At 67.3% G+C, this 13,718-nt stretch carries 12 protein-coding genes; 9 read left to right on the top strand and 3 right to left on the bottom strand.

Translation table 11 applies throughout. The features are described 5' to 3' along the window. The first annotated feature begins 44 nt into the window (after nucleotides 1-44). The gene (locus B0I00_RS12830; RefSeq protein WP_100867822.1) at nucleotides 45-1,037 is read left to right on the top strand and encodes an adenosine kinase; all 993 of its coding nucleotides are present in this window, start codon (nucleotides 45-47) and stop codon (nucleotides 1,035-1,037) included. Here B0I00_RS12830 and B0I00_RS12825 read toward each other — a convergent pair. Further along, entirely contained in the window at nucleotides 1,034-1,858 is an 825-nt protein-coding gene (locus B0I00_RS12825; RefSeq protein ID WP_100867821.1) for a helix-turn-helix domain-containing protein, read from the bottom strand. The genes B0I00_RS12830 and B0I00_RS12825 overlap by 4 nt on opposite strands. Nucleotides 1,859-1,930: 72 nt before the next feature. On the opposite strand from B0I00_RS12825, the gene B0I00_RS12820 reads away from it, so the two are divergent. Beyond that, nucleotides 1,931-2,386 carry a hypothetical protein gene (locus tag B0I00_RS12820; RefSeq protein ID WP_198519246.1) on the top strand — a complete coding sequence of 152 codons (456 nt, stop codon included), beginning with the start codon at nucleotides 1,931-1,933 and terminating at the stop codon, nucleotides 2,384-2,386. On the opposite strand, the gene purD is transcribed toward B0I00_RS12820, so the two are convergent. Beyond that, entirely contained in the window at nucleotides 2,383-3,660 is a 1,278-nt protein-coding gene (gene purD / locus B0I00_RS12815) for a phosphoribosylamine--glycine ligase (protein WP_100867819.1), read from the bottom strand. The two genes, B0I00_RS12820 and purD, sit on opposite strands and share 4 nt — an antisense overlap. Between purD and xseA the strand changes: the two genes are divergently transcribed. From xseA to B0I00_RS12795, 4 genes are all read left to right on the top strand, one after another. Then, nucleotides 3,659-5,059, top strand: coding sequence for an exodeoxyribonuclease VII large subunit (gene xseA, locus B0I00_RS12810; RefSeq protein ID WP_100867818.1), 1,401 nt, complete (start codon nucleotides 3,659-3,661; stop codon nucleotides 5,057-5,059). The genes purD and xseA overlap by 2 nt on opposite strands. A 26-nt stretch (nucleotides 5,060-5,085) precedes the next feature. Beyond that, nucleotides 5,086-5,289 carry a DUF2093 domain-containing protein gene (locus B0I00_RS12805; protein ID WP_100867817.1) on the top strand — a complete coding sequence of 68 codons (204 nt, stop codon included), beginning with the start codon at nucleotides 5,086-5,088 and terminating at the stop codon, nucleotides 5,287-5,289. A 484-nt stretch (nucleotides 5,290-5,773) separates the two neighbouring features. Beyond that, complete coding sequence (locus B0I00_RS12800; RefSeq protein ID WP_100867816.1) at nucleotides 5,774-8,884, top strand: TonB-dependent receptor domain-containing protein; 3,111 nt, start codon at nucleotides 5,774-5,776, stop codon at nucleotides 8,882-8,884. Nucleotides 8,885-8,996: 112 nt separating this feature from the next. After that, nucleotides 8,997-10,580, top strand: coding sequence for a tetratricopeptide repeat-containing sulfotransferase family protein (locus B0I00_RS12795; RefSeq protein ID WP_100867815.1), 1,584 nt, complete (start codon nucleotides 8,997-8,999; stop codon nucleotides 10,578-10,580). Here B0I00_RS12795 and B0I00_RS12790 read toward each other — a convergent pair. Then, the gene (locus B0I00_RS12790) at nucleotides 10,571-11,590 is read right to left on the bottom strand and encodes a hypothetical protein (RefSeq protein WP_100867814.1); all 1,020 of its coding nucleotides are present in this window, start codon (nucleotides 11,588-11,590) and stop codon (nucleotides 10,571-10,573) included. The genes B0I00_RS12795 and B0I00_RS12790 overlap by 10 nt on opposite strands. Before the next feature lie 78 nt (nucleotides 11,591-11,668). Between B0I00_RS12790 and B0I00_RS12785 the strand changes: the two genes are divergently transcribed. From B0I00_RS12785 to B0I00_RS12775, 3 genes are all read left to right on the top strand, one after another. Continuing rightward, nucleotides 11,669-12,844 (top strand): aspartyl/asparaginyl beta-hydroxylase domain-containing protein, encoded by a 1,176-nt coding sequence (locus B0I00_RS12785; protein WP_100867813.1) that lies wholly within the window; start codon nucleotides 11,669-11,671, stop codon nucleotides 12,842-12,844. A gap of 72 nt (nucleotides 12,845-12,916) precedes the next feature. Further along, on the top strand, nucleotides 12,917-13,252 hold the full coding sequence (locus tag B0I00_RS12780; protein WP_100867812.1) for a hypothetical protein: 336 nt from the start codon (nucleotides 12,917-12,919) through the stop codon (nucleotides 13,250-13,252). Between the two features lie 119 nt (nucleotides 13,253-13,371). Further along, nucleotides 13,372-13,680: a hypothetical protein gene (locus B0I00_RS12775; RefSeq protein ID WP_100867811.1), complete on the top strand. Its 309-nt coding sequence runs from the start codon at nucleotides 13,372-13,374 to the stop codon at nucleotides 13,678-13,680. Nucleotides 13,681-13,718 lie beyond the last annotated feature (38 nt).

Below are 13,718 nucleotides of genomic sequence, written 5' to 3'. Positions count from 1 at the left end.
TAGGCGCGGCGCAATTTTCCCCATTCCTGTCAGGAACCAACCCGATGTCCCAACCCAGCCTCGATGTCATCGCGATCGGCAACGCCATCGTCGACGTGATGGCACCCTGCGATGATGCACTGATCGAGCGCCTTGGCCTGGTGCGCGGCGGCATGACCCTGGTCGATACCGCCCGCGCCCACGAACTCTACGACGCGATGGGCCCGGCGCGCGAAATCTCGGGCGGTTCCGCGGCCAACACGCTGGCCGGCCTTGCCGCGCTGGGTGCGCGCTGCGCCTTCATCGGGCAGGTCGCCGACGACCAGCTTGGCGAGGTCTTCGCGCACGACATCCGCGCCGGAGGCATCGCCTACCAGACGCCCGCCCGCGCCGGCGATCCGCCGACCGCGCGGTGCCTGATCTTCGTGTCCCCCGACGGGCAGCGGACCATGAATACCTTTCTCGGCGCCTCGCAGTTCCTGCCGGCCTCGGCGCTCGACGAGGATCTGATCGCCAGCGCGAGCGTGCTCTACCTCGAAGGCTACCTGTGGGATCCGGAAGAGCCGCGCGCTGCCATGCGCCGCGCGATCGAGGCATCACGCAAGGCCGGCCGCAAGGTCGCCTTCACGCTGTCCGACGCCTTCGTGATCGCGCGCCACGGCGACGATTTTCGGGCGCTGATCGAAGCGGGCGAGATCGACATCCTCTTCGCCAACCATGTCGAGCTGGCCGCGCTGACCGGGCTGGAGGATTTCCACGACGGTATCGCGCTCCTGCGCGACAAGGTGCCGGTGTTGGTCGTCACGCGCGGCCCCGAAGGAGCGGTGGCCGTGGCGGGTGCGGATACGGCGGAAGTGTCGGCCGAGCCGATCGAACGCGTGGTTGACACCACCGGGGCGGGCGACCTTTTCGCCGCCGGGTTCCTGTCGGGATACGTCCGCGGGCGCAGCCTGGCCGAATGCCTCAAGCTCGGCGCGATCTGCGCGGCGGAGATCATCTCGCATTACGGCGCCCGGCCGGAAGCCGATCTCAAGACGCTGACCGCCGCTGTCGCCTAGGCGTGGACCGTCGCCGGCGCGGCCACGCGCAGCGCGGTGAACTGTGGCAGGTGGCGCACGAAATTGCGCGGGATCATGCCGGTCAGCGCCTTGAAGTCGCGAATAAAGTGCGATTGATCGGCATAGCCTACGTCGACCGCGATCGCCGTCCACGGCAGGTCTGCGTTGCACTCCTTCATCCACACCGCATGGGCGACGCGGCAGACCCGCGCATAATGCTTGGGGTTCTGTCCGGTCAGCGCCTTGAACCGCCGCTGGAAGTGCCGCATCGACAGTCCGCTGCTGTCGTGCAGCGAACCGATTCCGACCTGTCCCCGCCGTTCGCGAACCACCCGCGCCGCTCGCGCCACCTCGCATTCGCTGAGGCCGCCGGCCACCAGGCCGGCGATCCATCGGTCGCACAGCGCGGCCATGGCGGGATAGTCCGGAGCGGCGGCATGCAATGCCTCGAGCAGGCCGTCAGGCAGGGAAATAGGCTGGAAGCGGTCGGCCAGCGCCAGCGGATCGACCCCGAACAGACGCCCGGCCGAGGCCGGCTGCAAACGGATGCGGAAGCTGCGATAGCCGTTCGCGCACTCCATGTCGTAGCGGTAGTGGCCGAGGGGTCCGAACAGGCAAACGGAGGGTGTGGCGATACGCTCGCCGCTTTCGATGTCGACGATCGTCTGGTTGCCGGCCAGGTTTACCTGCAGGAAGCAGTTCGGACGCGCCGGGACCACGCGCCGCTCGACGCGCCTGCCTGATTCCAGTTCGGTTGCCGCATAGCCGAGAATCCACGGCTCGAGCGCCGGGTCTCCGCTGGCGACCAGCGTTACGATCACCTTGCACCCCGTTCGTCGTGACCCGTGAGTGCGACCCTTATGGTAAACGCCGTTGCCTGCCTTTGGGTTCCGATGCAAGCATTTGCGCCGCGCCTGTCGGTGAACGGCGGCGCCTGGGCCAGTGGCAAGGGGAGATTGGCCATGCGCACGATGACGACACTGGCAATCCTTCTGGCCGCGGTCGCGGCCGCCCCGGCTTCGGCGGCCTGGCAGGGTTCGGACTGGCCCCTCGTGGCCCAGTCCGCCGACAATGGCTGCGCGCTGGAGATCAGCGGAAACGGGCGCATCTTCCTGATCGAGGCGCAGGGGCTGGGCGCGGGATCGGTGGCCCGTTTGCAGCTCACCAACGGCGACATGACCCCGATCGACTGGACGGTGCGGGCCGGGGCCGATGGCCGCATCGCCCGGTATCACATGCCGTTCCGCTTCAGCCGCGCTGGTGGGGTGGTCGGCGTGTCGATCGACGCTCGACAATGCGCGCTGTCAGCCTCCTTCGGCTGGCAGCGCGGCATCCGCGTGATCGACTAGGCCGTTTCGCGCAGCACTTCGCGCCAGCCGATGTCGCGGCGGCAGAAACCGTCGGCAAAGTCGATTGCGTCGACTGCGGCGTAGGCGCTGGCCTGGGCCTGGGCGACGCTGCGTCCGCTGGCCGTCACATTGAGCACGCGCCCGCCCGCCGCCACCAGTTCGCCGTCCTTCAGCGCCGTGCCGGCGTGGAAGACCTTGGCCCCGCCGGCTTCGGCCGCAGCGATCCCGCGGATCGCCCCGCCCTTGGTGGGGGTGTCGGGATAGCCCTTGGCCGCCATCACCACGGTCAAGGCGACATCGTCGGAAAAGCGCGGCGGCTCGATCGCGCCCAGGCGGTTCTCGGCACAGGCCAGCAGCAGCTCGACCAGGTCCGACTTCAGTCGCATCAGCATGACCTGGCATTCCGGATCGCCGAACCGGCAGTTGTATTCGATCAGCTGCGGCCCGGTCTTGGTCAGCATCAGCCCGAGGAACAGCACGCCCGAATAGGGCATGCCTTCGCGCGCCAGGGTCTGGACAGTGGGCACGATGATGCGGCTCATCGCCTCGCCCTCCAGCGCCGGGGTCAGGACGCGGGCCGGGCTGTAGGCACCCATGCCGCCGGTGTTGGGGCCGGTATCGCCGTCGCCGACCCGCTTGTGGTCCTGGGCCGAGGCGAAGGGCACCACGGTGTGGCCGTCGGTCAGCGCGAAAAAGCTGGCTTCCTCACCATCGAGAAACTCCTCGATCACGGCTTCGGCGCCGGCCGCGCCGAACCGGCCGTCGAAAATATCGCGCACGGCCTGCTCGGCCTCGGCTATGGACATGGCCACGGTCACGCCCTTGCCTGCGGCGAGGCCATCGGCCTTGATCACCACCGGCGCGCCGAAGCGGTTGAGCGCGGCGAGCGCCTGGTCCTCGCTCGTCACGCGTTCGTAGCCCCCGGTCGGAATCCCGGCGCGGGCACAGAGGTCCTTGGTAAACCCCTTGCTGCCCTCGAGCTGGGCTGCCGCCTTGTTCGGACCGAACACGGGAACCCCGGCGCCGCGCAGGCTATCGGCCAGCCCGTCGACCAGCGGCGCTTCGGGACCGATGACGACAAGGCCGATGCCCTGCGCTTCGCAGAAGGCCAGCACTGCCGCGTGATCGGCCGCATCCAGCGCAACCAGTTCGGCATGGTCAGCGATACCGGGGTTACCCGGCGCCGCGAACAGTTTCGTCGTGCGCCGGGATTGCGCCAGCTTCCACGCCAGCGCATGTTCGCGCCCGCCCGAACCGATCAGCAGGATATTCATGTCGCCGCCCTACCCACCTGATGATGAACCCGCCGGGCTGGTAGCGAAGGACATCGCCGGGGACAACGCTGCAGCCCTCTCCGTCAGCGAGATTTCTGCGCTCCTGAAACGAACGGTCGAGGATCGCTTCGGCTTCGTGCGGGTGCGCGGCGAACTCTCGGGGGTCAAGCGCGCCGCCTCGGGCCATCTTTACCTGGCGCTAAAGGACGAGAACGCGCGGCTCGACGGGGTGATGTGGCGCGGCACGGCCCAGCGCCTCAGCTTCCAGCCCGAGGACGGACTCGAGGTCGTCGCGACGGGCAAGCTGACCACCTATCCCGGTCGCTCGAACTACCAGATGGTGATCGAGCGGATGGAGGTGGCGGGTGAGGGGGCACTGCTCGCGCTGCTGGCGAAGACCAAGGCGCGGCTCGAGGCCGAGGGGCTGTTCGCGCCGCAGCGCAAACGACCGCTGCCCTATCTGCCCGACGTGATCGGCGTGGTCACCTCGCCCACCGGAGCAGTGATCCGCGACATCCTGCACCGCCTGGCCGACCGCTTCCCCAGTCGCGTCATGGTCTGGCCAGTGCTGGTCCAGGGGCAGGGCGCGGCAGCCCAGGTCGCGGCGGCAATCCGCGGTTTTTCGGCCCTGCCGCATATCGGCGCGATCCCCCGGCCCGACCTGGTGATCGTCGCGCGCGGCGGCGGATCGATCGAGGATCTCTGGGCCTTTAACGAAGAAGCCGTGGTCCGCGCCATCGCCGAATGCGCGATCCCCGTAATCAGCGCGGTGGGCCACGAAACCGACACCACGCTGGCCGATTTCGCCGCCGACCGCCGCGCCCCCACCCCCACCGCCGCGGCCGAGATGGCCGTCCCGGTGCGCGAGGACCTTAATCAGCAGATGGCTGAACTGTCCCTGCGCAAGCGCCGCGCCGTGCTGCGCCCGCTGCATCTCGGGCGCGAACGGCTGGCGGCGCGGGCGGACCGGCTGCCGCGCCTCGAGACACTGCTCAACCCGCAAGCCCAGAAGCTGGACGACCTTGGCGAGCGGCTGCGCCGCAGCCTGGCCGATCGCACTCAGCTGTCGCGCGCCGAGCTGCAGCGGGTCGGTGCGCGGCTGTCCTTGCCCCTGCTTGCCGCCAGGCTGGACCGCGCGCGCGACCGGCTCGAGGCGACCGGGCGCTTCCTGCATTCGCTCGATCCCGATCGGGTGCTGCAGCGCGGCTATGTCCGGGTCACAGCAGCTGACGGACGCACCCTGGTCAGCCGTGAGGCGGCAGCCAGGGAGGCCGCGCTGGACCTGCATTTCCGCGACGGTCAACTGGCCGTCGCGGTCGCCGATGCGCCCGTTCGCCCTACCGCGCGAACAAAGACCGCCGTTCGTCCCGCCTCTCCCGACCAGGGTAAATTGCTCTGAAGGGCGGTTTGGACTAGGATGGCGCCATGCTGATGTCCGCGTCCGATCGCCCTGCGACCCTGTTCTACCAGCCGAACGGCTTTCGCGTGATCAATCCCGGCAGCCACGTGGTCTGTGCCGTCAGCGGCGAGGCGATCGTGCTCGAGGCGCTGCGCTACTGGAGCGTGGAGCGGCAGGAGGCCTATGCCTCGCCCGCATTGGCCACGCAGGCGCTGCTCGACGCCCGCTAGGAGGCGTCCGGCCGCTGCCCTGGCGGTCCTGTTCACTTCGCAAAATGCGGTTGGTCGCGTGTCGGATGACGGTCGCAAATCTTGCACGGAGAGGGCCTGAGGCACCTCGCAGGCTGCTGACCTAGATCGTCAACACACCATTTCCATTTCGTGCGCATGGCCGCTATTGCCGGGTAACTTTATGCGGCAATTAAATCACACTTCACAACATTGTTTCAATCGCAACCAGAATACGACGAAAACCCGCCGATTCTCGTGCGATTCCAATGTGGCATTTTTGCTACATCTGCGGGCTATTGACACGCCTGTCATGCAATTGGCTTTGCCGCTCAGGCTGCCTTCGGCCATTTGAAGCATCGCTTTTTGTAGCTGACGTGTGCTCCGTCTGGGTCCGGGGGGCACTTGGATTACGTGCGCGGCTGCATGCAAGAAGCCCTAGGGGAGCCCTCACTTGAGGGCTCGCCCGCGAGAAAGGGGACTACCTGTGAAGACTTCATCCTTGTTTGCACTGAAGGCCAGTTCGGCTCCGTTCGTGCTCGGTCTGGCGCTGATCAGCAGCGCGGCCCACGCCCAGGACGCGACCACCGATACGGCTGCCGAAGACGCTACCGACGAATCGCAGATCGTCGTTACCGGGTCGCTCATCCGCAACCCGAACCTGGTCCAGGCCAACCCGGTCAACGTGACCACGGCCGACCAGATCGAACTGAAGCAGTCGAACCTGGCTGAAGAAGTCCTGCGCGAACTGCCGGGCGTCGTCGCCAGCGTCGGCTCGGCCGTGAACAACGGCAACGGCGGCGCTTCCTACGTCGATCTTCGCGGCCTCGGCTCGAACCGCAACATCGTCCTGCTCGACGGTCAGCGCATCGCTCCGGCCGACCTCGCCGGCCGCGTCGACCTCAACAACATCCCCCTCGCGCTGATCAGCCGCGTCGACGCCCTCACCGGCGCCGCCGTGACCACCTATGGCGCAGACGCCATCACCGGCGTCGTCAACTTCATCACGCGCAAGGACTTCTCGGGCGTCGACCTGTCGGTCGGCGAACAGATCACCGAACGCGGCGACGGCAACTACCTGCGTGCCGACCTGACCGTCGGTGCCAACTTCGACGATGGCCGCGGCAACGCGGTGCTGAGCATCGGCTACCAGGAATCGGACCCTGTCTACCAGGGCGACCGCGACTTCTCGGTCACGCAGATCAGCTCGTACACGGGTGGTCCGGCCGGTTCGGGCACGACCGTTCCGTCGCGCTTCACGGGCACGCGTCCTTTCGCTGCCGGCGCGCTCAATATCACTCCGCGTTACAGCGTCGTCGGCACGACCGCCAACGGCACGCCGATCCTCGCGGTCAACACCGCCGGCGCCAACAACAACGGCACCAGCCAGCTGAACCCCGCAACGGGCGCCGCTGTCGGCACATTCGCGACGTTCAACTTCAACCCGTACAACGTCTTCCAGACGCCGTTCAAGCGCTACAACATGTTCGCCCAGGCGAACTACGAAGTGAGCGACGCGGTCGAAGTCTATACCCGCGGCCTGTTCTCGCGTAACACCGTCTCGACGATCATCGCACCGTCGGGCTCGTTCGCCAGCCCGGTGACGATCAACCTCAACAACCCGTTCCTGCCGGCAACGCTGCGCAACCAGTTCTGCGCCTTCAACGTCGCGCCGTCAGTCACGGGTGTCGATTCGACAGGTGCCGCCCTTGCGGGTCAGACCACCTACACCCCGCGCTTCACGCCGGCCGAGTGCGCCGCCGCGGCGACCGCGACCGGTCCGAGCGACCCCAACTACCGCACCGTCACGACCAACCTGGGTCGCCGCGCGGTTGAAGTCGGTCCGCGCATCAGCGAATACGGCACGACGATCTTCGATCTTCGCGTCGGCGCTCGCGGTGCGATCACCGAAACGGTCAACTGGGACGTGGGCGCTGCCTACGGCGAATCGCAGAACATCGAACGGATCAAGGGCTACACCCTGCAGTCGCGCTTCCGTCAGGGCCTGCTGGTCAACGGCACGGCGGCGAACCCGGTCTGCAACGACACCTCGAACGGCTGCGTCCCGGTCAACGTCTTCGGTCCGGCTGGCTCGATTTCGCCGGCTGCGGTCGAATTCCTGTCGGACGAGAGCACCAGCACCGTTGTCACGACGCTGGCCCAGGCTCGCGGCATCGTCTCGGGTGATCTGGGCTTCACCAGCCCGGGTGCAACCCAGCCGGTCGGCTTCGCCGTCGGTGCCGAATACCGCAAGTACACGGCAATGCAGGCAGCGGACTCGCTGGCCAAGACCCCGGGTGAACTGGGCGGTGCCGGTGGTGCCGATCCCGACATCAACGGTGGTTTCGACGTTTACGAAGGCTACGCCGAACTCGTCGTTCCTCTGCTCGAGGACAAGCCGCTGTTCCACAGCCTGACCGTCGAAGGCGGTGTGCGCTATTCCAGCTACACCAACACCGTCGGCGTCAAGCAGGACACCTGGACCTACAAGGTCGGCGGCAGCTGGGAACCGGTTTCCTCGCTGAAGCTGCGCGGCAACTACTCGCGCGCCGTCCGTGCGCCGAACATCGGTGAAATGTTCACGCCGAACAACACGGTCCTGACCAACCTGGGCATCGATCCTTGCGCCGGTGCGGCGCCGGTTTCGAACGCCAACCTGCGTGCGATCTGTATTGCACAGGGTGCCACCGCGGCGCAGATCGGCACGATCGACAACCCGACCGCAGGTCAGGCCAACATCACCACCAGCGGTAACCCGTTCCTGGCCCCCGAAACGGCCACGACCTGGACTGTTGGCGGTGTGTTCCAGCCGGACTTCGTCCCGGGCCTGTCGATGACGCTCGATTACTACAACATCAAGGTCAAGGACGTGATCGGGGCGCCGCTTCCGGGCGACTTGGTTTCGGCGTGCTTCGGCAGCATCACGGCGGCCAGCGCGACGAGCCCGGCCTGTACCGCGATCCGCCGCGACCCGCTGACCGGCCAGCTCGACGGTGACCCGTCGACCACTGGCGGTCTGTTCGCGCCGCTCAGCAACCTCGGCAAGCTGTTCACCGACGGTCTCGACCTGATCGTGAACTACAACCGCGACATCGGCTTTGCGAAGCTGGGCCTGAGCTTCGTCGGCAACCACACGATCCACTCGCGTTACCAGGCAACGCCGAGCAGCCTCGACCGCGAATGCGTGGGCTACTACTCGGTCAACTGCTCGTTCACGGGTTCGATCCAGCCGAAGTGGCAGTTCTCGCAGCGCACCACACTGTCGTTCAAGGCCGTCGACGTGTCGCTGCTCTGGCGCTGGATCGACAAGGTCGAATTTGAACCGCAGCAGATCCTGGACGATGAAGCTGCGTTCGGTTCGTCGGTCATGCCCGAATTCCGCAGCATCCCTGCGGCGAGCTACTTCGACCTGACGACCCGGTTCAACGTCGCCGACAACTTCACCTTCACTGTTGCCGTGCAGAACCTGCTCGACAAGCAGCCGAAGGTCGTCGGCAACACGATCGGCAGCACGTCGTACAACAGCGGCAACGTCTATCCGTCGACCTACGACGCGCTGGGCCGTCGCTACGCGGTTTCGGCCAAGCTCAAGTTCTGAGCCCAGCCGTCTTCGTGACGCCAAAGAGGGGGCGGGCCGCAAGGTCCGCCCCTTTCTCTTGGTCCCGTCCCAGTGCCTTGACAGCAATGCGGCGCGACGACCAAGTGACCCCATGCCAAGCGACGATCTAGCTACCCAGGCCGCCCTGTCCGAACGGGCCATCGCCCAGGGACGCGGCGACGGCCACGACTGGATGATGGTCGGCCTCGCGCGTTCGGCAGCTGAGGACGTGGCTGGCGCCGATGCCGCCTTCGCCCATGCCCTCGCGCTCGAACCAGGCAATCCCGCGATCCTGACCGGGCAGGCAATTCACCTGCGCCGCCAGGGCAGGATCCGCGACGCCGTGCTGGCCTGCGATGCCGCGATCGCCGCCTGGCCCGATTATGCCGACGCCTGGCTGGAACGCGGGTCGCTGCTGTCGCTGGGCAATTCGCCCGAAGCGCGGACCAGCTTTCTGCGCGCCGCCCAACTCGACCCCGGCAAGCCAGCCGCCCATGCCGCCCTTGCCGCGATTGCCGCCCGCCTCGGCGAAGCGGACGAAGCCCGTGCTTGCGCCGCCCGGGCGCTCGCGCTCGAACCGGGCCATCCGCTGGCCACCTGCGCGCTCGCCAGCGTGGAAAACGATGCCGGCAACCCGGCGCAGGCCCGCGCCCTGCTCGAGCCATTGACCGCCGGCCTCGCCGAACCGAGCAGTGACCGTTCGCTCGCCTTCGGCATGCTCGGCGATGCGCGCCATCGGCTCGGTGACCGGGCCGGCGCCTATGAAGCCTATGCCCGCTCGAAGGCCGATTTCGCGGCAGTCAACGAACCCGCCCTGCAGGGCCGCCTCACTCACCGCGCATTCGTCGAGGCGCTGACCGCCGGGGTCGAGGCGGTGCCCGAAGCCGACTGGCGCGATGCGCCTTCTGCGCCGTCGGACAGTGCAGTGCCGGGCCCGCACGTCTTCGTGCTGGGCTATCCGCGGTCCGGCAACACCCTTCTGGAAAACATCCTCGCCTCGATCCCCGGCACCTTCGCGCTCGAGGAGCGGCCAACGCTTTCCGCCGCCGACCATGCCTTCATCAACGGCTCGGCAGACGAGGTCGTCGCCGGCATTGCCGCCTTCGCCCGCCTCGATGGCACGGGTCTGGCATCGTACCGCGTGGCCTACTGGGACAAGGTCCGCAGCGCCGGAATGCCGGCCGATGCCAGGGCTTTCATCGACATGGATCCCCTCAAGGGAACGCGTCTGCCGTTCATCTCGCGCCTGTTTCCGCAGGCGCGGGTGCTGCTCATCCGGCGCGATCCGCGCGACGTGGTGTGGAGCTGCTTTCGCACCAGCTTCGCCTTCAGCAGCGGCACGCTCGACTTCACCTCGCTCGAACGGACGGCGCGCCACTACGATGCGTTGATGCGGTTGACCGAGCTGGCGCTCGCTCGCCTGCCGCTCAACGTCCACGTGGTGCACTATCACCGCCTGGTGCAGGATTTCGACGCAGAGACAAAGACGATCTGTGCCTTTGCCGGGCTCGAATGGTCTGCCGAGGTCCACCGTTTTGCCGCCACCGCACAGCACCGCGGGGTGACCACGGCCAGCGTCGGTCAGGTGCGACGCGGTTTGTTCGACGGAACCCGCCAGTGGGAGCCCTATGCGCCGTTCCTCGAACCGGTGATGCCCCTGCTGATGCCGTGGGTGGAAAAGTTCGGCTACGCCTGAATCACAGGGTTGGGCGCATCGAGCGCGATCCCCGCCCCATCAGCGACCCGCGCAGCCCAGGCCGCAACCATTGCGATCTCGTCGCCATAGGCCTCGCGCGCGCGTCGGTAGTCGGCGCCGCGCGCTTCGGGCGAATAGGCTTCGCCCGACTTGGAATGGCGGGTGAAGGCCGGACCGCTGACGATTGCGGCCAGAGCCGCTTCGTCGAGGTCGAAGCGGTAGTGCCGCGCAACGGCCGCCAGCGCCTTCGCCGGCGCGGCCGCCATCAGATCGGCGTCGAGCGTGCGCAACCGCATCGGTCCGAGCTTCTGCGCCAGCCGGGCGAAATGGGCGTGCTGGGCCAGCCAGCCCACTGCCGCGACCTGCAGGTCGGACTGGCGGAACAGGTCCTGCGGCGAGAATCCGAGATCGACGAACCGTTCCTGCAGATAGCCCTCGAGCAATTCGCGCACCCACAGGCGGCACTCCAGCCCCTTGCGGGCGACGGAGATCAGGAAGGTTTCGATCGGGGCGTAGAGGAACAGCGCCGGGGCGGTGGGCTGGACCGCCAGCAGCAGTTCGGCCAAAGGATTGACCACGTTCGATGGCTTGACGATCACCGCCTCGCCTGCGGCAAAGGGACGCGCCAGCAGTCGTAGCGCCGCATCGGCGGCGCGGGCGACGCCGGCCGGGACAGCACCGCGCCGCCGCCACCCGACCAGATCATTGAGCGCAACCGGTTCGCTCAACCCCGTGGCAAGACCGGGACGATCGAAGGCGCGGGTCAGCAGGGTCGATCCGCAGAAGGCCGAATGGAACAGGAGGCGCAGATTGCCGGTGCCGCATTCGGCCAGGCATTGCGCGGTCGGGACATCGCCCAGCACGGCGCGCTCGCCCAGATAGGCGTCGGTCAGGAAGGGGAAGCCACCCAGTTCGCCGCGCGCCACGGCGATGAAGCGGAATGCATCGGCGCTTTCGACGAAACGGTGGGCATAGGTTTCGGCATTGGCAAGATCGATCGGCGCGGCCATGTCCAGCGTCTAGAAGTGGCTGGGCACGGGCGCAACTCCCGGCTTGTCGGGCATTGGCAGGGTGACTAAGCCGGGGCCATGGAACCCACTCTTGCACAAGAGGCCAATGCCGAGGGGATGGCCGCGCTGCGCGCAGGAAACGCGCCAGTCGCGGCCGCCGCATTCGTCCGCGCGACCCAGGCCGATCCGGGCGCCCTGCCCCTGTGGCGCAACCTTGCCCATGCGCGGCGCCTGCAGGGCGATACCCCTGGCGAACGCGCCGCGCTCGATGCGGCGCTACGGATCGACCGGCTCGATTTCGCCAGCCAGCTGCGCATGGCCCAATTGCTCGAGCGCGAGGGCGAGGAGACCGCGGCCCTGTCGACCTGGTCGGCGGTGTTCCAGCTTGCCCAGGCGCTGCCCGGCATCGCGCCGCCGCTGCAGGCAGAACTCGATGCCGGGCAGGCCTATTGCGCCGCGCTCGTCGCGCGCCTCGCCGGGGCCGCCCAGCGGGCGCTCGGCACGGCGAAAGGCCGCAGCGAGAGCGAGAACCGGCGCCTTGCGGCCATGGTCGACCAGGCGCTCGGCCGGCGCCGGGTCTATCACAACGAATGCGCCGGGCTGTTCTTTCCCTTTCTGCCCGAGGACGAATACTTCGATCGCGACCAATTCCCCTGGTTCGACGAACTCGAAGCGGCCAGCCAGATCATCGCCGCCGAACTGGCCGCGCTTATCGCCGGATCGGACGATCTGCTGCGGCCTTACGTGAAGTTCGAGGAAGGCGTGCCCGAAAGCCAGTGGAGCGCGCTCGACGGCTCGCTCGACTGGGGGGCCTGCTTCCTGTGGGAATACGGCGAACCCAATCTGCCGATCATCGAGCGCTGCCCGCAGACCGCCGCCTTGCTGGAACGACTGCCGCTGGCCCGGATACCGGGGCGCGGGCCCAATGCCTTCTTCTCGCTGCTCAAGCCGCACAGCCGCATCCCGGCGCATACCGGGGTCACCAACGTCAGAGCGATCGTGCACCTGGCGCTCGACATCCCGCCCGGCTGCGGCTTCCGCGTCGGCAACGAGACGCGCGAATGGGTAGAAGGCAAGGCATTCGCCTTCGATGACACGATCGAACACGAGGCGTGGAACGACAGCGACAGGCGCCGCGCGATCCTGATCATCGACGCCTGGAACCCGCACCTGTCCGAAGCGGAACGCGAAGGGGTGTGTGCCTACATCGCCGCCGCCGATCAGGCGCTGGAAGGGCGTCCCGTCGTGCGCTGACCCGGCGAGGGCCAGCTTGTGCCTCGATCGCCTGTTTGATACCATCCGGCATCGCTGATCGAGGGTGTGCCAATGCGTGTCTTCGCTGTCGCCATTGCCGTTTTGGGTGCCACGCCGGCCCTTGCCGAGGCCGAGACGGTCCCCGGTCCGGTGCTGATGAAGCCGAGCGAGATCAAGGCCTACAACGCCGCGCTCGACCCGCGGGATCCGGCTTATATCGTCTGCACCAAGACCGCGCCGACCGGATCGCTGGTGACGCGCCGGGACTGCCGCACCCGCGCCGAGTGGGATCGGCATGCCGCTATCGGCAACGAAAACGCGCGCGCGCTGGTGACCGACGCGCAAACCCGGCAGTTCGGCGTAAACCAAGAACCTGCAGGCACGGTGTTCCCTGCTGTCGGCAATTAGAAGCCGCTGGCGCACCGCCGTCTGCGAAGCGGTTGCGACTTGCAATGCTGCATGAGCGAAGGTAGCCTTGGGCATATTGCCGGCAGTTTGCTCGGCTATTTCCAGACAGGACCGATGCCATGATGATTACTGCACTGGCGCTGCTATTTTCTTCCTCGACCGCGATGGCTGCGGCGGCGGCCGACGTCGCCGAACCGAATCCCAAGGAAATGAAGCAGTCGGAAATCCGCGCTTTCAACGCCAAGCTGGCGAAGGACCACCCCTATTACATTCGCTGCGTGCGCGAGCCTGAAACGGGGACGCTGGTGGCCCGCAAGATGAGCTGCCGGACCAACGGGCAATGGGCCGTATCGGCTGAATCAGGCAACCGTGAAGCGCGCGACATCATGGACGAAATGCGCAGCAAGGCCGCCAGTCAGAGTAATTGAACGGTGGAGGCGGGGCGTATCCGCCCCGCGCGTTCCGC

This window comes from Novosphingobium kunmingense (assembly GCF_002813245.1).
In the GTDB taxonomy this organism is placed as follows: domain Bacteria; phylum Pseudomonadota; class Alphaproteobacteria; order Sphingomonadales; family Sphingomonadaceae; genus Novosphingobium; species Novosphingobium kunmingense.
The sequence above is the reverse complement of the archived record's forward strand: the minus strand, read 5'-3'. Positions and strand labels throughout refer to the sequence as shown.